Origin of the sequence: Actinophytocola gossypii (genome assembly GCF_025165815.1) — a bacterium.
GTDB classification, from domain to species: domain Bacteria; phylum Actinomycetota; class Actinomycetes; order Mycobacteriales; family Pseudonocardiaceae; genus Actinophytocola; species Actinophytocola gossypii.
This window is the reverse complement of the sequence record NZ_JAFFZE010000022.1, coordinates 37,344-59,084: the sequence shown is the minus strand read 5'-3', so window position 1 is coordinate 59,084 and position 21,741 is coordinate 37,344. Positions and strand designations below refer to the sequence as shown.

General features: G+C 71.9%; 18 protein-coding genes and 1 riboswitch. Of the genes, 13 read left to right on the top strand and 5 right to left on the bottom strand.

Translation table 11 applies throughout. The annotated features are described in order from the left end of the window. Window positions 1-60 precede the first annotated feature (60 nt). From JT362_RS27250 to proB, 5 genes are all read left to right on the top strand, one after another. Window positions 61-3,615: an Rne/Rng family ribonuclease gene (locus tag JT362_RS27250; protein ID WP_446014139.1), complete on the top strand. Its 3,555-nt coding sequence runs from the start codon at window positions 61-63 to the stop codon at window positions 3,613-3,615. 173 nt (window positions 3,616-3,788) lie between these two features. Continuing rightward, entirely contained in the window at window positions 3,789-4,100 is a 312-nt protein-coding gene (gene rplU, locus JT362_RS27245; RefSeq protein ID WP_260194649.1) for a 50S ribosomal protein L21, read from the top strand. 13 nt (window positions 4,101-4,113) lie between these two features. Then, entirely contained in the window at window positions 4,114-4,371 is a 258-nt protein-coding gene (gene rpmA / locus JT362_RS27240) for a 50S ribosomal protein L27 (protein WP_260194648.1), read from the top strand. A gap of 86 nt (window positions 4,372-4,457) precedes the next feature. Further along, window positions 4,458-6,119 carry a GTPase ObgE gene (gene obgE / locus JT362_RS27235; RefSeq protein WP_260194647.1) on the top strand — a complete coding sequence of 554 codons (1,662 nt, stop codon included), beginning with the start codon at window positions 4,458-4,460 and terminating at the stop codon, window positions 6,117-6,119. Between the two features lie 17 nt (window positions 6,120-6,136). Further along, the gene (gene proB, locus JT362_RS27230; RefSeq protein ID WP_260194849.1) at window positions 6,137-7,246 is read left to right on the top strand and encodes a glutamate 5-kinase; all 1,110 of its coding nucleotides are present in this window, start codon (window positions 6,137-6,139) and stop codon (window positions 7,244-7,246) included. An 829-nt stretch (window positions 7,247-8,075) separates the two neighbouring features. Here proB and JT362_RS27225 read toward each other — a convergent pair. Next, the gene (locus tag JT362_RS27225) at window positions 8,076-10,184 is read right to left on the bottom strand and encodes a RecQ family ATP-dependent DNA helicase (protein ID WP_260194646.1); all 2,109 of its coding nucleotides are present in this window, start codon (window positions 10,182-10,184) and stop codon (window positions 8,076-8,078) included. Between the two features lie 123 nt (window positions 10,185-10,307). On the opposite strand from JT362_RS27225, the gene nadD reads away from it, so the two are divergent. From nadD to JT362_RS27190, 7 genes are all read left to right on the top strand, one after another. Further along, window positions 10,308-10,904 (top strand): nicotinate-nucleotide adenylyltransferase, encoded by a 597-nt coding sequence (gene nadD / locus JT362_RS27220; RefSeq protein WP_260194644.1) that lies wholly within the window; start codon window positions 10,308-10,310, stop codon window positions 10,902-10,904. A gap of 66 nt (window positions 10,905-10,970) precedes the next feature. Then, window positions 10,971-11,372, top strand: coding sequence for a ribosome silencing factor (gene rsfS, locus JT362_RS27215; protein WP_260194643.1), 402 nt, complete (start codon window positions 10,971-10,973; stop codon window positions 11,370-11,372). Then, on the top strand, window positions 11,369-11,983 hold the full coding sequence (locus JT362_RS27210) for a histidine phosphatase family protein (RefSeq protein WP_260194642.1): 615 nt from the start codon (window positions 11,369-11,371) through the stop codon (window positions 11,981-11,983). The genes rsfS and JT362_RS27210 overlap by 4 nt, the downstream gene beginning before the upstream one ends. Window positions 11,984-11,993: 10 nt before the next feature. Next, a complete protein-coding gene (gene octT, locus JT362_RS27205; protein ID WP_260194641.1) occupies window positions 11,994-12,734 on the top strand; it encodes a diglucosylglycerate octanoyltransferase in 741 nt (246 codons plus the stop codon). Window positions 12,735-12,740: 6 nt separating this feature from the next. Then, window positions 12,741-13,598 (top strand): DegV family protein, encoded by an 858-nt coding sequence (locus JT362_RS27200; protein WP_260194640.1) that lies wholly within the window; start codon window positions 12,741-12,743, stop codon window positions 13,596-13,598. Between the two features lie 141 nt (window positions 13,599-13,739). After that, on the top strand, window positions 13,740-14,678 hold the full coding sequence (locus JT362_RS27195; RefSeq protein ID WP_260194639.1) for a ComEA family DNA-binding protein: 939 nt from the start codon (window positions 13,740-13,742) through the stop codon (window positions 14,676-14,678). Then, window positions 14,675-17,074 carry a ComEC/Rec2 family competence protein gene (locus JT362_RS27190; RefSeq protein WP_260194638.1) on the top strand — a complete coding sequence of 800 codons (2,400 nt, stop codon included), beginning with the start codon at window positions 14,675-14,677 and terminating at the stop codon, window positions 17,072-17,074. Before JT362_RS27195 ends, JT362_RS27190 begins: the two co-directional genes overlap by 4 nt. Window positions 17,075-17,398: 324 nt before the next feature. On the opposite strand, the gene thrC is transcribed toward JT362_RS27190, so the two are convergent. Continuing rightward, window positions 17,399-18,658, bottom strand: a complete 1,260-nt coding sequence (gene thrC / locus JT362_RS27185) for a threonine synthase (protein ID WP_260194637.1) — start codon at window positions 18,656-18,658, stop codon at window positions 17,399-17,401. Between the two features lie 11 nt (window positions 18,659-18,669). Continuing rightward, a riboswitch (SAM riboswitch) is annotated at window positions 18,670-18,796 on the bottom strand. A gap of 156 nt (window positions 18,797-18,952) precedes the next feature. Here thrC and holA point away from each other — a divergent pair. After that, window positions 18,953-19,930: a DNA polymerase III subunit delta gene (holA, locus tag JT362_RS27180; RefSeq protein ID WP_260194636.1), complete on the top strand. Its 978-nt coding sequence runs from the start codon at window positions 18,953-18,955 to the stop codon at window positions 19,928-19,930. A gap of 160 nt (window positions 19,931-20,090) precedes the next feature. On the opposite strand, the gene rpsT is transcribed toward holA, so the two are convergent. The 3 genes from rpsT to JT362_RS27165 form a co-directional block, all read right to left on the bottom strand. Then, window positions 20,091-20,351, bottom strand: a complete 261-nt coding sequence (rpsT, locus tag JT362_RS27175; protein ID WP_260194635.1) for a 30S ribosomal protein S20 — start codon at window positions 20,349-20,351, stop codon at window positions 20,091-20,093. A gap of 124 nt (window positions 20,352-20,475) precedes the next feature. Then, window positions 20,476-20,715 carry a type II toxin-antitoxin system antitoxin gene (locus JT362_RS27170; RefSeq protein ID WP_260194634.1) on the bottom strand — a complete coding sequence of 80 codons (240 nt, stop codon included), beginning with the start codon at window positions 20,713-20,715 and terminating at the stop codon, window positions 20,476-20,478. Window positions 20,716-20,722: 7 nt separating this feature from the next. Then, window positions 20,723-21,658: an SPFH domain-containing protein gene (locus tag JT362_RS27165; RefSeq protein ID WP_260194633.1), complete on the bottom strand. Its 936-nt coding sequence runs from the start codon at window positions 21,656-21,658 to the stop codon at window positions 20,723-20,725. Window positions 21,659-21,741 lie beyond the last annotated feature (83 nt).

Here is a 21,741-nt window from a genome sequence, read left to right as displayed (position 1 = left end):
TAGAGCGCCGGTGTTCTGGCACCGACGCCTCACGGACGCGCCCGGGGGCGAAGGAGCTACATGTCGGATACGACGACACCTGCCGGAAACCCCGGCGGGGACAACGCCACATCCATCACCGCCGTGCTCGCGGACCTGCCGCCGCGGATCCGGATCCACGCGCTGGCCAAGCTGCTCGGCCGCAGCAGCCGCGAGGTGCTGACCGCGGTCACCGACCTCGGCGCCGACGGCCGCAGCGTGCAGTCGAGCATCGACCGGGAGACCGCGCTGCGGGTCGCCGAGTCGTTCGGCCTCACCGAGCAGCCGGAGCCGGAGCCCGCCCCGGCTCCCGCCGAGGAACCGGCCGAGGAGCCGGCGCAGGAAACCACTCGGCGCGTGCCACCGACCCCGGTGTTCGCGTCGGCGTCGCCGCTGTTCCTGCCGCCGGAGCCGAAGGCCGCCCCGCCGGTCCGCAAGCCCGAGCCCCGCGACGAGGACGAGGCCGACACCACCGACCAGACCGAGGGCGCCGACGGTGCCGACGACGGCACCGACGACGATTCCGACGACTCCCGTCCGCGCCGCCGCCGCGGCCGCCGGGGCAGGGGCCGAGGCAAGGGCGGCCAGGACGAGAACGGCGACGAGTCGACCGACGAGGAGCAGGCCAAGCCGGCCGAGAAGCAGGAGAAGGTCGAGGGCAAGCGCCGCAAGTCCGGCAAGTCCGCTTCGTCCGCTTCCGCTTCCACTTCCTCCTCGTCCTCGGACGACCCGGAGGCCGAGTCGACCGAGGACGAGCAGCCGGAGGCCGAGGAGAGCGACGCCGCGAGCCGCCGTCGCCGCCGGCGCAGGCGCCGCAAGGGCGGCACGGACGACGACGGCGGCCCCACCGAAGACGATCCGCCGAACACGGTCGTGCACGTCCGCGAGGCACGTGACGACAAGGACAAGGACAAGGACAAGGGCGAGTCCGACGGCCGCGACGAGGTGCGCAGCGTGCGCGGCTCGACCAGGCTGGAGGCCAAGCGCCAGCGCCGCCGCGACGGCCGGGAGGCCGGTCGCAGGCGGGCGCCGATCCTGTCCGAGGCGGAGTTCCTGGCCAGGCGCGAGTCGGTCGACCGCGCGATGGTGGTCCGCGAGCGCGGCGACCGGGTGCAGATCGGCGTGCTGGAGGACGGGGTGCTGGTCGAGCACTTCGTGACCTCGGCCGGCACCGGTTCGCTGGTCGGCAACGTGTACCTGGGGCGGGTGCAGAACGTGCTGCCGTCGATGGAGGCGGCGTTCGTCGACATCGGGCGCGGTCGCAACGCCGTGCTGTACGCGGGCGAGGTCGACTGGGACGCGGCCGGGCTCGAGGGCAAGGCACGCAAGATCGAGCAGGCGCTGTCGACCGGGGACAGCGTGCTGGTGCAGGTCACCAAGGACCCGGTGGGGCACAAGGGCGCCCGGCTGACCACCCAGATCTCCCTGCCCGGCCGGTTCCTGGTCTACGTGCCGGGCGGCGGCGCGACGGGGATCTCGCGCAAGCTCCCGGAGAACGAGCGCCGGCGGCTCAAGGACGTGCTCAAGCGGGTGGTGCCGGAGGACGCCGGGGTGATCATCCGCACCGCGTCGGAGGGCATCAGCGAGGACGAACTTGGCCGGGACGTGCGGCGGCTGCAGGCGCAGTGGCAGGTCATCCAGGAGAAGACCAAGGGTGGCAACGGGGTCAAGAAGGTCAACGCCCCCGCGCTCGTCTACGAGGAGCCGGATCTCCTGGTGAAGGTCGTGCGTGACCTGTTCACCGAGGACTTCTCCGCGCTGGTGGTGCAGGGCGACACGGCGTGGGAGACCGTCGACGCGTACGTCAGCCACGTGGCGCCGGAGCTCGCCGAGCGGGTGCGCAAGCACGTGGCGAAGACCGACGTGTTCGCCGAATACCGGATCGAGGAGCAGCTGCTCAAGGCCCTGGACCGGAAGGTCTGGCTGCCCTCCGGCGGCTACCTGGTCATCGACCGCACCGAGGCGATGACCGTCATCGACGTGAACACCGGCAAGTTCACCGGATCGGGTGGAAACCTGGAGGAGACGGTCACCAGGAACAACCTGGAGTCGGCGGAGGAGATCGTGCGCCAGCTGAGGCTGCGCGACATCGGCGGCATCATCGTGATCGACTTCATCGACATGGTGCTGGAGTCGAACCGGGACCTGGTGCTCCGCCGCCTGACCGAGTGTCTGGGCCGGGACCGCACCAGGCACCAGGTGGCCGAGGTCACGTCGCTCGGGCTGGTGCAGATGACCCGCAAGCGTGTCGGCACGGGCCTCCTGGAGGCGTTCGGCACCACGTGCGAGCACTGCAAGGGCCGGGGCGTCCTGGTCACCACCGAGCCGGCCGGCAAGGCCACCAACGGCCACTCTGGCCACCAGCACGGCAACCGCCGCTCCCGCTCCCGAGGCGATGACGGCGGTGGCGGCAAGGACACGGGCAAGGAGACGAGCAAGGACAAGGAGTCGGCCAAGGAAGCCGCCAAGGAAGCGGCGGCCAAGGACGCCGCCGCCAAGGAGGCCGCGAAGGCGGTGCGTGACATCGCCGCCGCCACCACCAAGGCCAACGGCACCGACGCCCAACCCGCCGAGAGCGGATCACCGGCGGACCAGGCGACCTCAGACTCCTCCCGCACAGGCTCCGACACGGCCCGCGCGGGCGCCGGTTCCCACACTGCTGCCGCTCCGGCCGCCAGGGGCTCCGGCTCGCCGGTGACCACCCCAGAAGGTTCTGACCGCGGCGCTTCGCCCGACACCCGGTCCCGTCCGGCCGAAACGGAGCCCACCGGCTCCGCATCCGCTGGTGGCGACGTTCGGTCCGGGTCCCCGAGCACCGGCACTCGGGCCGGTACCTCCGTCGAGTCGGATGCCTCCACCTCCGGTTCGGCGCCCGTCGCCGAACCAACCGCCGGCACCGACACCGGCACCGACGCACCCGTCGACGCGAACGCCGAACCGGGTGGCGCACCAGCCAGCGGGGTGGACCGGAGCACCGGGACCGCCTCGGCCATCGGAACGGCTTCACCCGGCACGCCTGCCACCGGCTCCGGCGCTCTCACCGGCACCGGACCCGACACGGGTGCTGGCTCCGGCGCCGACCTCTCGGGCTCGTCCCCGGCCCCCGTGGCCGAGCAGCCACCGACCCGTGCCCGTCGCCGTTCGCGCCGCAGTGCCGGCCAGCCGAGCGTCACCGCCGCCCACGCGGGGGTCACCGTCAACGCGACCACGACACCCGCGGGCGAGCCGAGCGCGTCCACGGTCATCGATCCGGCGACCCCGGCCGACACCGGCCCCGCTGGGACGGGGTTCACCGGCACCGACGAGTCCAACGGCAGGCCCGAGCAGGCCAACGGCCGCCCGCACGGCGCCGACCGTGCCGCCGACCACGGCGCCGACCATGCCGCCGACCACGGCGCCGACCGTGCCGCCGAACACGGCGTCGAACACAGCGCCGACCAGGGAGCCGACCAGGGAGCCGGGCAGGGCGACCCGGCAGGTGAGCTCGTCGGCAACGAGTCGGACGTGCCAGCGGTGACCCCGCCCACCCGGCGTCCCACCCGCCGCGGCGCGTCGCGGCCCGCGGGCCCTCCGGTGACGGCGGCGCACGATGGCTGACCCCGGTTTGCCCCCGATTCCGGCGGCCGCGTAACCTGTAGGTCGGCCCGCCGATCGGTGGGCCGACTCGTGCGCGGGATCCGGCACTGGCTCGACGGGAGCCATCGCGAGAGTCCGGCCGCCGCGTAGCCCTAGTCGAGAGAAACATCGAGCAGCAGGAGAGTTCCGTCCCGATGTACGCGATCGTCAAGACCGGCGGCAAGCAGTACAAGGTCGCCGTCGGCGACATCGTCGAGGTCGAGAAGCTCGACGGTGAGCCCGGAGCCGAGCTCACGTTCCCCGCGCTGCTCGTCGTCGACGGTGAGGATGTCACCACCGATGCGGCCAAGCTGGCCGGCGTGTCGGTGACCGGCAAGGTCGTCGCCCAGACCAAGGGCCCCAAGATCCGCATCCACAAGTTCAAGAACAAGACCGGCTACCACAAGCGGCAGGGTCACCGGCAGAAGATGACCCGCGTCGAGGTCACCGGCATCAAGACCAAGTAGGAGCTGAACAGCCATGGCACACAAGAAGGGTGCGTCCAGCTCCCGCAACGGGCGCGACTCCAACGCTCAGCGCCTGGGCGTGAAGCGGTTCGGCGGCCAGGCGGTCAACGCCGGCGAGATCCTCATCCGTCAGCGGGGCACCAAGTTCCACCCCGGCGTCAACGTCGGCCGCGGTGGCGACGACACGCTGTTCGCGCTGGCCGCGGGCGCGGTCCAGTTCGGTGAGAAGCGCGGTCGCAAGACCGTGAACATCGTCCCGGTCGAGGGCTGACGCCCGCGACTGGAACAAGACCCTGACGAGGGGCGGGCCGGCGTAGTGCGGCTCGCCCCTCGTCGTGTTTCTGGGAAGGTTCATCAGTGTCCCGATTCGTCGATCGCGTGGTCATCCACGTGTCCGCGGGCAGCGGTGGTAACGGGTGTGCGTCGGTGCACCGCGAGAAGTTCAAGCCGCTCGGCGGCCCGGACGGCGGCAACGGCGGCAACGGCGGCGATGTGGTGCTCGTCGTCGACGCCGGCGTGCACACACTGCTCGACTTCCACTTCCGCCCGCACGCCCGCGCGACCAACGGCAGGCAGGGGCAGGGCAGCAACCGCGATGGTGCCGCCGGTGACGCATTGGAGCTGCGGGTGCCGGACGGCACCGTGGTGCTCACCGAGGACGGCGAGATGCTCGCCGACCTGACCGGCAACGGAACCCGGTTCGTCGCGGCCCGCGGTGGTCGGGGTGGGCTGGGCAACGCCGCGCTGGCGTCCAAGGCCCGCAAGGCTCCCGGCTTCGCCCTCCTCGGCGAGCCGGGCGAGCTGCGTGACCTGGTGCTCGAACTCCGGTCGGTCGCCGACGTCGGCCTGGTCGGGTTTCCTTCGGCGGGGAAGTCGTCGCTGATCTCGGTGCTGTCCTCGGCGCGGCCGAAGATCGCCGACTACCCGTTCACCACGCTCGTGCCGAACCTGGGTGTCGTCACCGCGGGTGCGTCGACCTACACGGTCGCCGACGTACCCGGCCTGATCCCCGGAGCGAGCCAGGGCAAGGGGCTCGGCCTGGACTTCCTTCGGCACATCGAGCGCTGTGCCGTGCTGGTGCACGTGGTCGACTGCGCGACCTACGAGTCGAACCGCGATCCGGTGTCCGACGTGGACGCCCTGGAGGAGGAACTCGCCCGGTACACCCCGGCGCTCGGCGACAGCCTCGCCGATCGGCCCCGGGTCGTGGTCCTGAACAAGGTCGACGTGCCCGACGCCCGGGAGCTGGCCGACATGATCAAACCCGACCTGGAAGCCAGAGGACTCCCCGTGTTCGCCGTGTCGACGGCGAGCCACGAGGGCCTGCGCGAGCTGTCGTTCGCCCTGGCCAGGATCGTGGAGGAGGACCGCGCCACCCGCCCCTCGATCGAGGCGAGCCGGATCGTGCTGCGCCCACAGGCGGTCGACGATGCCGGCTTCACCGTGGCGGAGGACCCGGAGGAGCCGGGCGCCTTCATCGTGCGGGGCGATCGACCCGAGCGCTGGGTGCGCCAGACGGCGTTCGACAACAACGAGGCCGTCGGCTACCTGGCCGACCGGTTGGCGAGGCTCGGCGTCGAACAGGCACTGGCGGAGCGGGGCGCCAAGCCCGGCTGCCCGGTCACCATCGGAAACGTCACGTTCGACTGGGAACCATCCACCCCAGCAGGAGTGAGCACCGTCCTGTACGAACGCGGCGAGGACCCGCGCCTGGAGCGGAACAACCGGGTGGGCGCCGCCGAACGCAAGGCGGCCAAGCGAGCCCGCCGAGGCCTGGAGACCCCCGGTTTCCCGCAACCCGCCGACGACCAAGGACCGGAAGCAGTGCCCACGACGGTCGATCCGCCCGACCCAGGCACACCGAACACGCCAGGCAGACCTGACCCCGACGGCCCCAGCGCCGCCGAGGCGGACACCGACGGCACCAGCACCGCCAAAACGGACACCGACGGTACCAGCGCCGACGGCGTCGCCGACCAGCCCGACGGCGTCGGTCGCCAGGCGCCGGACGAGTCGTGACCGAGCGGGGCGCGCTCCTGTCCGACACGCGGTCGCGCATCGCCGCGGCGCCGCGCGTGGTGGTCAAGGTCGGCTCGTCGTCGCTGACCACCGCGCAGGGCGGCCTCGACCCAGCACGGCTCGATGCCCTGGTCGACGCACTCGCGGCGCGTCGTACCGCCGGTAGCCAGGTCGTCCTGGTGTCCTCCGGTGCGATCGCCTCGGGACTGGCGCCGTTGGGTCTCGGCCGCCGGCCACATGATCTCGCCACGCAGCAGGCGTCCGCGAGCGTCGGCCAGCTCGTGCTCGGCCACGCGTACGTGTCGTCGTTCGCCCGCTACGACCTGCGGGTGGGCCAGGTCCTCCTCACCTCGGACGACGTGGTGCGGCGCGCGCACTATCGCAATGCGCAACGCACCCTGTCGCGGCTACTGGCCCTCGGTGTCGTGCCCGTGGTCAACGAGAACGACACCGTGGTCACCGAGGAGATCAAGTTCGGCGACAACGACCGCCTGGCGGCAATGGTCGCGTATTTGGTTGGTGCTGACGCGCTGGTCCTCCTTTCCGATGTCGATGGTCTGTACGACGGCGACCCCCGTCGCGGTGACGCCCACCGCATCGACGAAGTGGCCGGCGATGCCGATGTCGAACATGTCCGCGCCGACGAGCCCGGTTCCGACCTGGGCACCGGCGGCATGGCCTCGAAGCTGGCCTCGGCCCGGCTCGCCTCGACCGCCGGCGTACCGGTCCTGATCGCCGCCGCGAGCGACGCGGCCCACGCTTTGGGCGTGGCCGACGTCGGTACCGCGTTCGCCGCCAGCCCACGCAGGCTGACCCCGAGGCGGTTCTGGCTCGCCTACGCCGCCAACCCCAAGGGCCGCCTGCGACTCGACGACGGTGCCGTGGCCGCGGTGGTCGGCCGCCGCCGCTCGCTTCTGGCCGCCGGCATCACCGCCGTGCACGGCGAGTTCGAAGCCGGTGACGTCGTCGAGCTGTCCGACAGCCGTGACCATGTCGTCGCCAGGGGAGTCGTCGCCTACGACGCCGCCGAGCTGCCGATGCTCATCGGCCGTAAGAGCCACGACCTCGCGCCGGAACATCGCCGCGAAGTCGTCCACGCCGACGACCTGGTCCCACTCCGCCACTGACTCACACTTGTCGGAGCGCGATTACCTCCTTTCCCGTTCGGTCAGGGCGTCGCTGCCCCCGAGTTCCATGTCCGCGTGCCACCCGTGCTGGCTCGCCGTACTCCTACGCCCAACCCGACCGAGCGGGATTGGGTGGCCGACATCGCCAGCCAAGTCCACTGACCGAGCCCCACTGGTCGAGTCCGAGCACTGCGCCCAACCAGTCGGGCTGGCCGTGCTCTGGCTGGCTGCGGCTGCCCGAACCCGCCCGCACCGGGCTGATCGGCTCCGGTTGCCGGCCGAGGTGACAGCGAGCCCGACCGTCGAACCGGCAGGCCGAACTCTCTGGCTGAGTTTGGTCGCCCCGGTTGCCTGGCTGTCCCGGCGGACGCGTCCGGTTGAGCCGGGCCGGCTCGGCGAACTCGGTGGGGCGAACTCGGTGGGGCGAACTCGGTGGGCGAATCCGGTCAGTGAATCCGGTGGGCGAACTCGGTCGGCGAACTGGGTGGGCGAACTGGGTGGGCGAACTCGGTGGGCGACTCGGTCGGCGAAATCGGTGGGCGAACTCGGTCGGTGAATCCGGTTGGCGAATTCGGTCGGTGAATCCGGTCCGGCAGAGTTCGTCGGTCCGGCTCGCATCCGAGCCGGGCTCCGAGCCCGGCGGAAGGGCGTGCCCGAAGTCGCCGCGGGCGAGCGCTACTCCGAGTTCGTCACCTTGCTCCGGAGCCCGACTTCCGGTCGAGCACATGGACGAGTGCTCCGGCGAAGGCACGTCTTGTGCGGGGCGCTGTGATCTGATCGAAAGTTGGTACCTCCTTTCCACGTGTGAGTGTTCGGGTGAGCCGAGTGGTCAGGTCGTGGTGGCGAGAGCGAACGGCAGGACCGCTGGTGCGCCGGCCTCGCGCACCAACCTGGCCGCCACGGTCATGGTCCAGCCCGTGTCCACCCGGTCGTCGACGAGCAGCACCGGACCGTCCACACCGGATAAGCGGTCGGCCAGTTCGGGACTGATCCGAAGTGACCGCCACACCTGTGCCAACCGGCGTGCACTGTTCGCTTGTCGCTCACCCGCCGGTCGGACGTCGATCCCGCCCAGCAGGGGCAGCCGGCCGATCGAGGAGATCCGCTCGCCCAAGCTCGCCACCAGCTTCGGTCTGCTGGTCGATCCCACCGTCACCACGCCGACCGGACGCTCCGCCCACTCCCACGACGCCAGCACCCGCACACAGCCATCGACCAGGTCGTCGGGGACCGGCCCGTCGGCGTGCTCGACGCCCGGTGCGAACAGCTCGCGCAAACGGTTGCCCCAGCCGATGTCGGTGAGCCGCCCGAGTGCGCGGCCCGGCTCCGCGCGCTCACCGGCACCGACCTTTCCGGACAACGGAACGTCGAGCGCGGCCATACCGCTCGGCCACATGCGACGTTCGCCGATCTCCACGCCCGGCCGATGCAAGAGCCGTTGGGCGGCGACGACATGCGCCTCCGAGACCTCCGCGCTCCATCGCGCTCCGGCACAGTTGTCGCACCGACCACACGCCGCCACGTTCGGCGCGTCGAGTTGGCGGAGCAGGTACTCCATCCGGCACTGGTCCGTCCGCTGGTACTCGCGCATGGCCTGTTGTTCGGACTTCCTCGCGCCGGCGATGCCCTGGTACCGATCCGCGTCGTAGTCCCAGCCCTGGCCGGTGGCGATCCAGCCGCCCTTGACCCGTTGGACCGCACCGTCCACGTCCAGCACCTTCAGCACCATGTCCAGCCGACTGCGGGACAGGTCGCACGAGGGCTCGATCGCCGCCGTGGACAGTGGACGATCCGCTTCGGCCAGTACGTCCAGCACGCGCCGGACCACCCGTTCGGCCGGGAAGGCCAGCGAGGCGAAGTACGCCCAGATGTCCTGGTCCTCGGTGCCCGGCAGGAGTAACACCTCGGCCCGGCGCACGCCGCGACCCGCGCGACCGATCTGCTGGTAGTACGCGATCGGAGAGGACGGCGCTCCCAGATGGATCACGAAGCCGAGGTCCGGCTTGTCGAAACCCATCCCCAGGGCCGACGTCGCGGCCACCGCCTTGATCCGGTTGCCCAGCAGGTCCTGCTCGACGCGTTCCCGCTCGGCCGGATCGGTCCTGCCCGAGTACGCGTCCACCGAGTACCCGCGGTCGCGCAGGAACGACGACACCTCGTGTGCCGCGGCCACCGTCAGCGTGTAGATGATCCCCGAGCCGGGCAACTCGTCGAGATGCTCCGCCAGCCAGGCGAACCTGGCCTGCGCTGTCGGCAGCCGCAGCACGCCAAGGTGCAGGCTCTCCCGGTCGAGCTCGCCACGCAGCACCACCGTGTCCCGACCACCGAGTCCGAGTTGCTCGGTGACGTCGCGGACCACCCGGTCGTTCGCGGTGGCCGTGGTCGCGAGCACGGGCACCCCGGCCGGCAGGGTGCCGAGCAGGCTGCGCAGCCGCCGGTAGTCGGGTCGGAAGTCGTGACCCCAGTCGGAGATGCAGTGCGCCTCGTCGACCACGAGCATCCCTGCGCTCGCGGTCAGTTCCGGCAGGACCGTGTCGCGGAACTCCGGGTTGTTGAGCCGTTCCGGGCTGACCAGTAACACGTCGATCCGCCCGGCCAGGACATCGTCCTGCACCTCGTGCCACTGGTCGAGGTTGGCCGAGTTGATCGTGGCCGCCCGGACCCCGGCCCGACCCGCCGCCTCGATCTGGTTGCGCATCAACGCGAGCAGCGGCGAGACGATCACCGTCGGGCCCCGGCCGAGTTCGCGTAACAGCGCGGTCGCCACGAAGTAGACGGCGGACTTGCCCCACCCCGTGCGCTGCACCACGAGGGCACGCGCGCGGTCGACGACCAGCGCCTCGATGGCGGTCCACTGGTCGTCGCGGAGGGACGCCTCGTCGCCGGCGAGGGCGCGGAGGCGGTGTTCGGCTGAGGTTCGGAGGGCTTGCTGATCCACGCCCTCCACACTGGCGCATGACACCGACAACGGCCAGGGGGCGACCGTGCGAATGGACCATTCGCACGAAAAGTTCGATCGGTTCCCAGGTCAGCGGCCTGTCCGGCGGTAGGCTCAGCGCCCATGGCAGGTCGGAGAATCGGGATCATGGGCGGCACGTTCGATCCCATCCATCACGGACACCTCGTGGCGGCGAGCGAGGTCCAGGTCAGGTTCGACCTGGACGAGGTGATCTTCGTGCCGACCGGGCAGCCGTGGCAGAAGAGCCACCGCCAGGTCAGCGCGGCCGAGGACAGGTACCTGATGACCGTGGTCGCCACCGCGTCCAATCCCCGGTTCTCGGTGAGCAGGGTCGACATCGACCGCGGCTGCACCACCTACACCATCGACACGCTGCGCGACCTGCACGCATCGCACCCCGACGCGCACCTGTTCTTCATCACCGGCGCGGACGCGCTCGAACAGATCCTGTCCTGGCGCCAGGCCGAGGAGCTGTTCGCGCTGGCCCACTTCGTCGGCGTGACCCGGCCCGGCTACCAGCTCGCCGACGAGCACCTGCCGAGCGGATCGGTGAGCCTGGTCGACGTTCCCGCCATGGCGATCTCGTCGACCGACTGCCGCGCCAGGGTCGCCGCCGGCCAGCCCGTCTGGTACCTGGTGCCCGACGGGGTCGTTCAGTACATCTCGAAGCGAGACCTGTACCGGGACGGGACACCGTGATCGCGTGCGGCACGGGTACTCTCGTAGGGTTCACGAGGAGCCCGGGTTCGACGACAGAGGAGTGACGTGGCCGCTACGCACGACGCACGCGAGTTGGCACTGGTCGCGGCCAACGCCGCCGCCGACAAGAAGGCCAGCGACGTGATCGTGCTCGATGTCTCCGAGCAACTGGTCATCACCGACTGTTTCGTGATCGCGTCCGCGCCGAACGAACGGCAGGTCGGCGCGATCGTCGACAACGTCGAGGAGAAGATGCGCGCCACCGGCACGAAACCGATCCGCCGCGAGGGCGCCCGCGAGGGCCGCTGGGTGTTGCTGGACTTCGTGGACGTCGTCGTGCACGTCCAGCACGCGGAGGAACGGGCGTTCTACGGCCTGGAACGGCTGTGGAAGGACTGCCCGCGGATCGAGTTCGACCCGGACCCGGCGCTGGTCGACGCGGACGGCGACGAGGGCGGTCCGACGTGACCCTGAGCCGGCTCGTGATGTGGCGGCATGGCGAGACCGACTACAACGCGACCGGCCGATGGCAGGGACACCTGGACTCGCGGCTCACCGAGGTGGGGCGCAACCAGGCGCGCTTCGCGGTGCCGGCACTGGCCCGGTTCTCCCCGGACATCGTGGTGACCTCCGACCTGCGCCGCGCGATGGACACGGCGGCGACGTTCACCGACGCCACCGGCGTGCCCTCGCGCGTGGACAAGCGGCTGCGGGAGACCAACCTGGGCCTCTGGCAGGGCATGACCAGCGCCGAGGTCGACGAGCAGTGGCCGGGCTCGCGCCAGGTCTGGCAGACGGACCCGACCTGGACCCCGCCCGGCGGCGAGGCTCGGGTCGAGGTCGCCGCCCGGGCCGCGGAAGTGGTCGCCGACCTGGACGAGTCGACCGAGGACACCGCGATCCTGTGCGCGCACGGCGGCCTGATCACCGCGCTCGTCGGGCACCTGCTGGAGCTGCCGGTCGCGGCGTGGGCCAAGCTCGGCGGGATCGGCAACTGCCACTGGACCGTGCTGGCCCGGCGCGGCACGAGCGGCCTGGCCTGGCGGCTACGCGTCTACAACGCCGGGATCACCGGCTGAGTCCCCGACCATGGCTCCGACCCTGTTGACCTTCGGGGACTCGCTCAGTTTCCATGGTCCCGACGGACCGTATCCCGCGGACGACGAGCGGCTGTGGCCCAATCTGGCCGCGGCGGCGATCGGCGGCCGCACCGAACTGTTCGCCGGACAGGGCTGGACCTCGCGCGACGCGTTCTGGGCGCTCGCCGGCGACCCGCGGATCTGGGCGCTGCTGCCCACAGCCGACGTGCTGGTCCTGGGCGTGGGCAGTATGGACACCCTGCCCTCACCACTGCCCACCTACCTGCGCGAAGGCCTGCGCTACCTGCGGCCGGACGCGCTGCGCCGGTTCGTTCGCGCCCGCTATCTGGCCGCCCAGCCGTGGCTGGCCAGGGTGACCAGGGGGCGGCCGGTGGCGTTGCCGCCCGCGCTGACCGTCCACTACCTGGACCGCATCCTCGGCTCGATCCGCGCGCTGCGTCCGGATCTCCCGGCGGTCGGGGTGCTGCCGCCCGTGCACCGTGCGGCGTCCTACGGGCTGGTACACACCGGTCGGCTGAGTGCCGTCCCGGCGATCCGCGCGTGGGGCGCGCGGGCCGGAGTGCCCCTGCTCGACCTCGCCGACCTGACCGGCGAGCACGTGCTGAGCGGGCGCGGAAACCCGGACGGCATGCACTGGGGCTGGGAGGGACACGCCAGGGTCGGCGCCGCGCTGGCCGACCTCGTGGCGCCGCTGGTTGCACGGAAGACGGACGAGCACCACGTAGGCTGACCGACCGTGCCTGTCGCCGTGGTCACCGACTCCAGCGCGTACCTGCCGGACGGTTTCGCGGCGCGACACGCGGTGCACGTGGTGCCACTGCACGTGTTGATCGACGACGAGTCCGGGTTGGACGGGGTGGACATCGGCCCGGGCGCGGTGGCGGAGGCGTTGGTCGGCCGTCGCGTGGTCACGACGTCGCGGCCCAACCCGGAGGAGTTCGTCGGCACCTATCGGCGGTTGCTCGACACCGGTGCCGACGCGGTCGTCTCGGTGCACCTGTCCAGGGAACTCTCCGGCACGTGGGAGTCGGCCAGGCTGGCGGCGAAGGAAGTCGGCGAGGACCGGGTTCGAGTGGTGGACTCGCGGACGACGGTGATGGGGCTCGGGTTCGCCGTGCTGCGGGCGGCAGCGGTCGCGGTGGCCGGCGCCGACGCGGCTGAGGTGGAGGACACCGCGGTCGCCGCGGCGGCGCGGACCAGGACGTTCTTCGTGGTGGAGACGCTCGAGTACCTCCGGCGGGGCGGGCGGATCGGGGCGGCGTCGGCGTTCCTTGGCACGGCGCTCGCGGTTCGACCGGTGCTGCACGTGGTGGACGGACGGATCGAACCGCTGGAGAAGGTGCGGACGACCCATCGAGCCATGTTGCGCCTGGTGGACCTGGCCGAAGAGGCCGCGCGGGCGACGGGCGCACAGGGCGTCGACGTCGCCGTGCACCACCTCGCCGCGCACGACCGGGCGGTGGAACTCGCGACCCGGCTCGACGAGCGGATCTCTCCGTCGCCGGGCTGTGTGGTGTCCGAGCTGGGCGCGGCGATCGGTGCGCACACCGGGCCCGGCATGCTCGGAGTCGTGCTCTGCCCGATCGAACGGTGAACCGTCCAGCCTCGCACACGGCACCGACGATTCCCTCGCTCTGACCACCCGAACGACCCGGTTATCCACAACCACCGCGGTTGTCCACAGTGCGACGCCGATCGCCCCGGCCCGCGCCCGTTCCGGCCTAGCGTCGAAGGCGTGATCGAAACGACCGCCCGGCGCGAACGCCGACCCCTCCGTCCCAGCAACCGCCTCGACCACCTCGTCGACCGGCCGCACCATGAGCGGCCACCCGGTCGACCGTGGCTCGACGACTCACCTTTCCCGCCCGAACCAACAGCGTGGCCACCCGACCCTCCTGCCCCCGATCCGACGCCTCCGGCCGCCGCTCGGTCGCCGGACGATGTCGCCACGCGGCCCGATCCACGAGGTCACGACAAGTCGACCACCGGGGTACCGGCGGCCGATCCGTGGTGGCGCCGGGTCGCCACTCGCCTGTGCGAACGCTGGCTGCCCGACCGGGCCGCCGATCCGCCGCGCCGGCGGCTCGCCGTGCTCGCGGCGGGCGCCGCGCTGCTCGGCATCGCGGTCGCGGTCGGGTTGACGCTATCCACGGCCCACGAGCAACCGGAGGTGCCGCCCCCGCTGCCGGCCGCCGCGGTCAGCCAGGTGCGCGAACCCACCACCAGCACGTCACCGGGCGGCTCGATCGTGATCAGTGTCGTGGGGCGGGTTGCGTCCCCCGGCCTGGTCACGCTGCCCGGCGGCGCGCGGGTGGCCGACGCGCTGGACGCGGCGGGCGGCACGGCGCCAGGCGCCAAACTGGGCAGCCTCAACCTTGCCCGGCGCCTCACCGACGGCGAGCAGATCTACGTCGGGATCCCGGTGCCGCCGGGCGCGCAGGAGCCCGCCGCCGCCCCCGGCACCGGCCAGCCCGGCGGTACGCGCGTCGACCTCAACACGGCGACCCTGGCCGTGCTCGACACCCTGCCCGGGGTGGGGCCGGTCACCGCGCAGCGGATCGTGGACTGGCGCACCGAGCACGGCCGGTTCGCCTCGGTCGAGCAGTTGCGCGAGGTCGACGGCATCGGTCCGACCCGGTTCGACCGGCTCAAGGAGCTGGTGGTGGCGCGATGAGCCTCCGGCGCATCTGGGCGGATCCGGCCACCGCACCGGACTGGAGGCTGGCACCCGCGGCGCTCGCGGTCTGGCTCGCCACGATGCTCGGACTACTGCTCGGCTGGTGGTGGGTCGTGGTCGGCGCCGTCGCGGCGGTGGGCGCCGGGATCGGCATCGTGCTGGCCGCTCGCGGCCGGGCACCGGCGGTGCGATGGTTCAGGGTCGGCCTGGGCTGGTCGCTGCTGGTCTGCGGGCTGTTGATGGCCGTCGCCACCACGGGACGCCTCCGCGAGGCCGAACAGGATCCGCTCCGTGCCCACGCGCGGGCCGGCGGCGAGGGCCAGTTCCGGGTGACGATCACCGGGCGGCCGCGGCCGCTGTTCTCCGCCGGCTTCGGTGGTCAACAGGGCGGTGTCCGGGCGGTTGTCGTGCCCGCGCGGATCCGCGCTGCCGTGATCGACGGCAAGGCCGTCGCCTCGACCGGCCGGGTGGTACTGGTCGCCCCCGTGGACGGCTGGTCGAGGCTGCTGCCCGGGCAGGACGCCACCACCACCGCCGGGCTCGCGCCCGCCCGCTCGGGCGAGTTGACCGTCGCCGTGCTGCGCGTCCGGGGACCGCCGGACGACGTGAGCGAGGCGGCCGCCTGGCAGCGTGGTGCGCAGGAGCTTCGGGGCGGGCTGCGGGACGCCGCGTCGGTGCTCGATCCCGAACCGGCGGGGCTGTTACCCGGGCTGGTCGTCGGGGACACCGATGGGCTGTCCCGGCAGGTCGAGGAGGAGTTCACGGCGGCCGGGCTCGCACACCTGGTGGCCGTCAGCGGGGCGAACCTGGCGATCGTGTGCGTGGCGGTGTTGTTCCTCCTTCGTGCGCTGCGCATGGGACCACGGTCGGCGGCCGCCGGCGCCGCCCTCGCGCTGGTCGGCTTCGTGGTGCTGGCCGGGTCGGAGCCGAGCGTCCTGCGTGCGGGTGTCATGGGCGCGGTCGGGCTGCTGGCGCTGGCGATGGGACGGGAGCGTGCCGCATTGCCCGCGCTGGGTACCGCGGTGATCGTGCTCGTGCTGTGGGACCCGGCCATGGCGGTGAGCTTCGGGTTCGCGTTGTCGGTGCTGGCCACGGCCGGGCTGGTGCTGCTCGCGCCGCGATGGGCGGAGCGGCTGGCGCACCGTGGTGTGCCGCGTGGCCTCGCCGAGGCGCTCGCGGTGCCGGCGGCGGCGCACCTGGTCACCGCGCCCGTGGTGGCTGGGATGGCGGGCGAGGTCAGCCTGGTCGCGGTGCTGGCGAACCTGCTGGCCGCGCCGGTGGTCCCGGTGGCCACGGTCCTCGGCGTGCTGGCGGCGCTCGTCGCCCCGGTGTCGTCGTGGCCGGCCGAGCTTCTGGTCCGCCTCGCGGGGCCGGAGGTCGACTGGCTGATCCTGGTCGCCCGGCACGCGTCACGGGTGCCCGGTGCGACGATCGCCTGGCCGTCCGGCTGGTGGGGCGGGCTGCTGCTGGTGGCGTGTGTGTCGCTGCTGGTCGCGGCACTGCGTCGCCGGCACCTGCGGGTGCTGGTGGGCGCGGCACTCACCGGTCTGTTGGTGGTGGTCGTCCCGATCCGGGTGGTCGCGCCCGGTTGGCCGCCGCCGGGGTGGGCGATGGTCGCGTGCGACGTGGGGCAGGGTGACGCGCTCGTGCTCGCCACCGCCGAGGCCGGTCGGGCGGTGGTCGTGGACACCGGGCCGGAACCGGGGCTACTGGCCGGGTGCCTGGACCGGCTGGACGTGTCCCGGGTGCCGCTGGTGGTGCTGAGCCACCTGCACGCCGATCACGTCGGTGGGCTGGACGCGGTCCTCGGCGAGCGGACGGTCGGTGCGGTCGCGGTCGGTCCGGGCAGGGAACCGGACTGGGCATGGGAGGAGGTTCGAGACGCGGCGGCCGAGGTTGGTGTGCCGATCGTCCAGCTCGACGCCGGACACCGGCTCGAGTGGCCGGGGCTGGTGATCGAGGTGCTGGCCCCGACAGCGAAGGAGGTGATGCTTCCGGCGGAAGCCGAGGGCACGGAGATCAACAACGCGTCGCTGGTGCTGCGTGCGGCGACGCCGGCGGGAAAGGTGCTGCTCAGCGGCGACGTGGAGCTGTCGGCGCAGGCCGGTCTGCTCGACTCCCGGGCCGACCTGACCGCTGACGTCGTCAAGGTGCCGCACCACGGCAGCCGGTACACCACACCCGAGCTGTTCACGGCGGTCCGGGCCCGGATCGCGGTGGTCAGTGTCGGTGCCGACAACCGGTACGGGCACCCGAGCCCGACCACGCTCCGGGCGATCGACCGGACCGGGGCTCTGGTGGTCCGCACCGACACCGGCGGTGACGCGGCGATCGTCCCGGGCGAGAACGGCCCGCGGGCGGTGGCTCGCGGCCCGACCCGTGGGCCGCCGTGACAGATGTACGTACGAGTTGTGTGAGGAGGTGGTTGTTCGATCGGATTCGGTCGCGACGAGCAGTGGCACCGCGGTGGTGTTCGTCGGAACGTGTGCGTGCACGAACCCGGCACGTGTGCACCGGTTCCACCGCCGCGGCGCACGCGGATCGTGTCGCCGACTCGCGGCGCCGTGCGGATCACGGCGAGCCTGCCGCATCTGTCCACATCGGATGCTTCGTGGGCTCGCCCGCGACGTACGGCAGACGCTGCTACCGCGATGTCTGCTGCCGCGACGCTGGGGCAGGAGTCCGCGTGTGGTGCCGCCGAGGCGGTACTTCCGGCGTCAGGACTCCAGGGCTTCGCGGACGGCCGCGGCTGACGGAGGCACCGTGGCGCGGGGGCCGATCTTGTCCTGCACGGCGTCGAGGGTCTTGAGGCCGTCGCCGGTGATGAGGAGGACTGTTTCGGCGTCGGGGTCGAGCTGGCCGGTGTCGATGAGCTTCTTCGCGGTGGCGACGGTGACGCCGCCTGCGGTCTCCGCGAAGATGCCCTCGGTCCTGGCGAGCAGGCGGATGCCTTCGACGACCTCCTCGTCGGAGACGTCCTCCACCGCGCCGTTGGTGCGGCGGACCGCGTCGAGCACGTACGGGCCGTCGGCGGGGGCGCCGATCGCCAGCGAACGGGCGATGGTGTCCGGCTTCACCGGGCTCACGACGTCCTGGCCCGCCTTGTACGCGGCGGACACCGGGGAGCAGCCGGTCGCCTGGGCGCCGAACACCCGGTACGGCTTGCCCTCGACCAGGCCGAGTTCGGTGAACTCGCGGAAGCCCTTGTCCACCTTGGTGAGCTGGGCGCCGGAGGCCACCGGCACGACCACCTGGTCCGGCAGGCGCCAGCCGAGCTGCTCGGCGACCTCGTAGCCGAGCGACTTGGAGCCCTCGGCGTAGTACGGGCGCACGTTGACGTTGACGAACGCCCAGTCCTCGTGCTCCGCGGCGAGTTCGGTGGCCAGGCGGTTGACGTCGTCGTAGTTGCCGTCGACCGCGATCAGGGCGCCGTCGTACACGGCGGTGGTGAGGACCTTGGCGCGCTCGAGCGACGACGGGATCAGCACCACCGACTCCCAGCCCGCGCGCGCCGCCGCGGCGGCTACCGCGTTGGCCAGGTTGCCGGTCGACGGGCAGGCCAGCACGGTGAAACCGAGCTGGCGCGCGGCGGCGAGCGCGACGGCGACCACCCGGTCCTTGAACGAGTGCGTCGGGTTGCCCGTGTCGTCCTTGACCCACAACGACTTCACGCCGAGCGCCGCGGCGAGCCGGTCGGCCTTCACCAGCCGGGTGAGGCCGGGCTCGGTGTTCGGGTGGGCGTCCACATCGGACGGAACGGGCAGCAGCTGGCGGTAGCGCCAGATGGACTTGGGGCCCGCCTCGATGTCCGCCCTGGTGACGTCGCCGAACTCGTAGGCGACCTCGAGGGGTCCGAAACACTCGGCGCACGCGAACTCGGCGGCGAGCGGAACCTGGTGTCCGCACTCACGACAGGTGAGCGCACGGGCGGGCCCGAGGTCGAGAGCGGTGGTGCTGGCGCCGGCAGTGACTGTCATCGCGAGGTATCTCCTCATCTGTCCCGCGTACGGGTCGGAATTGGCACCGTGTTCGTCGCCGTCCTCGCGGAAGCGAAATGGCTGACGCCGGTTGCCGGGGCTTCTTCGGGCCGATCCCTCTGCCCCTCTGGATGAGCTGTATTCAGTTGTTCCGCCGGACACGTTACGGCACGACCCCGGCACTCGGCCAATGTGAGGTCCACCATTCGAGAGAGCCGCCAGCGGCGCTGGACGCCGACGAGTGACGGGCACCACCCGCGTCCGGCCTGACCTCGGTGGTGCGAGGATGGCGGGGTGACGTCGCCCGCCGTGACCCCGCCAGCCCTGCAACTCGTGCTCGGCGAGGAGGAGCTGTTGGTGGAGCGCGCGGTGCGGGCCTCGGTCGACGCCGCCAAGCTCGCCGACCCGGCCGCCGAGCTCACTCGCGTGAAGGTGTCCGACCTGAGCGCGCCCGAACTGGCCGAGCTGGTCAGCCCGTCGCTGTTCGCCGAGCGACGGGTGATCGTGCTGGAGAACGCGCACGACGCCACCAAGGACATCGCCGCCGCCGTCACCGCGTACATCAAGGAGCCGGCGGAGAGCGTGCAGCTGGTCGTGCTGCACACCGGCGGCGGCCGCAAGCCGGCCAAGGACCTGGTGACGGCGCTGCGCTCGGCCGGCGCCGACATCGTGGAGTGTCCGAGGATCACCAGGCCGGCGGACCGGGAGGCGTTCGTCCGCAACGAGATCCGCCGTGCGGGTGGCAAGACCGACGCCGACGCGGTGAGCGCGCTGATCGACTCGGTCGGCTCGGACCTGCGCGAGCTGGCCTCCGCGGCGGCGCAACTCGTGGCCGACACGGGCGGGCAGGTGACCGCCGAGGAGGTGCGTCGCTACCACCGCGGCCGGGCGGACGTCACCGGCTTCGCGGTCGCGGAGAAGGCGGTCACCGGGGACGTGCCGGGCGCGCTGGAGATGCTGCGCTGGGCGATGCAGCTCGGCGTGCCGCACGTGCTGGTCGCCGACGCGCTGGCCGACGCGGTGCGCACCGTGGCGCGGGTGGCCGGCGCCGGGCGGGCGGACCCGTTCCGGCTGTCCTCGGAGCTGGGCATGCCGACGTGGAAGGTACGCAAGGCGCTGGCCCAGTCCCGGGGCTGGCACCCGGCGGGCCTCGCGGTGGCGATGCGGGTGGTGGCCGAGGTGAACGCCGACGTCAAGGGCGTCGCCGCGGACGCGGACTACGCACTGCAGCGCGCGGTGCTCCGGCTGGCCGAGGCCCGCCGCCGCAACTAGCGGGCGGCGGTACCGGCCGCCGCGCGGCGTTCGTCGGCGAAAGGTCGCTGGTCACCGCACTGGCCCGGCTGCGATCCGGCGCCGCGCCGGTGACAGCTGCCGCGTGAACGAACGGTGCCGGCCACCCCGTGGGGTTGACCGGCACCGGTTCGAGCAGTGATCAGAGCTGGTTGGCGCGCTTGGCCATGGCGGACTTCTTGTTCGCCGCCTGGTTGGCGTGGATCACGCCCTTGCTCGCCGCCTTGTCCAGCTTGCGGCTGGCGTCCTGGAGCAGCTCGATCGCCTTGTCCTTCTCGCCGGCCTCGGCGGCCTCGCGGAAGCGGCGGATCGCGGTCTTCACCGAGGACTTGACGGACTTGTTGCGCTGCCGCGCCTTCTCGTTCGTCTTGATCCGCTTCATCTGGGACTTGATGTTCGCCAACGGGTACTCCTCGGTGTCGATCGTGGAAGTCGTGCCGTGTTGGGTGTGGCCTCACCGGGAAAGGACGGTGAGCTTCCTCCTGGGCGGAATGCCACACGGCACGGTCGACGATCCTAACAGCGGGTCACCGCTGGTCGGTCGGCGGCTGGGGGTCGGGCGGGTCGGGGCTCGGCGACTTGGGTGGGCGGCCGCGTTTGGGGAGCCCGCCCGCGTTGTCGGGGAGGCGGCCGGCCTCCGCCAGCGCACGGCGGAGGAGGAACTCGATCTGTGCGTTCGTGCTCCGCAGCTCGTCGTTCGCCCATCTGGTCACCGCGTCGTGGATCGCGGGGTCCAGGCGGAGCAGGAGCTTTTTGCGGTCCGGCACGGGGCTGTCACGTGTAGAGCGTGCCGGTGTTGACCACGGGCTGGGTGTCCCGGTCGGCGCAGAGCACCACCAACAGGTTGCTCACCATCGCCGCCTTGCGTTCCTCGTCCAGGTCCACCACCTCCTGCTCGGCCAGCTGGTCGAGGGCGAGTTGGACCATGCCGACGGCACCCTCCACGATGCGCTGGCGCGCCGCGACCACGGCCCCCGCCTGCTGACGCCGCAGCATCGCACCGGCGATCTCCTGCGCGTACGCCAGGTGCGTGATCCTCGACTCGATCACCTCCACCCCGGCCGACTCGACCCGCGCGCCGATCTCCGTCGACAGCTGGTCGGTGATCTCCGTCGTGTTCTGGCGCAGGGACAGCTGGTCGTCGCCGTGGGCGTCGTAGGGGTAGGTGGTGGCGATGTGGCGCACGGCGGCCTCGGTCTGGATGTTCACGAACTCGATGTAGTCGTCGACCTCGAAGACCGCCCGGGCCGTGTCCGTCACCCGCCACACCACCACCGCGGCGATCTCGATCGGGCTCCCGTCCGCGTCGTTGACCTTGTTCACCGCGGTCTCGTGGTTCCGGATCCGGGTGGAGATCTTGCGGCGGAACGTGAACGGGTTGACCCAGCGCAGCCCGTCCATCCGCACCGTGCCCACGTACCGCCCGAGGAACTGGATCACCCGAGCCTCGCCGGGCGCCACCATGATCAGGCCCCCGCTGAGGAGCGAGCCGCCGACGACGACCAGGGTGCCGACCACCACGAGGACCACCATCGGTGCCGCTCCGCCGCCGGTCGCCAGCTGGATGATCCCGATCAGCATCAGGGCCACGCCGACGAGCATCAGCGCCACGGCACCGGCCAGGACCGGCACGCCGCGCGTGCCGAACGCGACGCGCTCGCGGATGTGCGGGCGAGGCATCGGAGTCCCCGTCGTGTCGAGTTGGTTCATGGCAGGCCCCTTCGGTGAAATCGTCTGACTATCAAAACGATATCACATTATCGCGACGGGTCGCCGACTACTCCCCGCGGAGT

Coding starts and splice junctions, on each gene's coding strand:
- octT (WP_260194641.1), top strand. CDS start 11,994: ATGGCTCCGACCCTGTTGACCTTCGGGGACTCGCTCAGTTTCCATGGT.
- thrC (WP_260194637.1), bottom strand. CDS start 18,658: ATGACAGTCACTGCCGGCGCCAGCACCACCGCTCTCGACCTCGGGCCC.
- rplU (WP_260194649.1), top strand. CDS start 3,789: ATGTACGCGATCGTCAAGACCGGCGGCAAGCAGTACAAGGTCGCCGTC.
- nadD (WP_260194644.1), top strand. CDS start 10,308: ATGGCAGGTCGGAGAATCGGGATCATGGGCGGCACGTTCGATCCCATC.
- JT362_RS27165 (WP_260194633.1), bottom strand. CDS start 21,658: ATGAACCAACTCGACACGACGGGGACTCCGATGCCTCGCCCGCACATC.
- JT362_RS27190 (WP_260194638.1), top strand. CDS start 14,675: ATGAGCCTCCGGCGCATCTGGGCGGATCCGGCCACCGCACCGGACTGG.
- rpmA (WP_260194648.1), top strand. CDS start 4,114: ATGGCACACAAGAAGGGTGCGTCCAGCTCCCGCAACGGGCGCGACTCC.
- JT362_RS27250 (WP_446014139.1), top strand. CDS start 61: ATGTCGGATACGACGACACCTGCCGGAAACCCCGGCGGGGACAACGCC.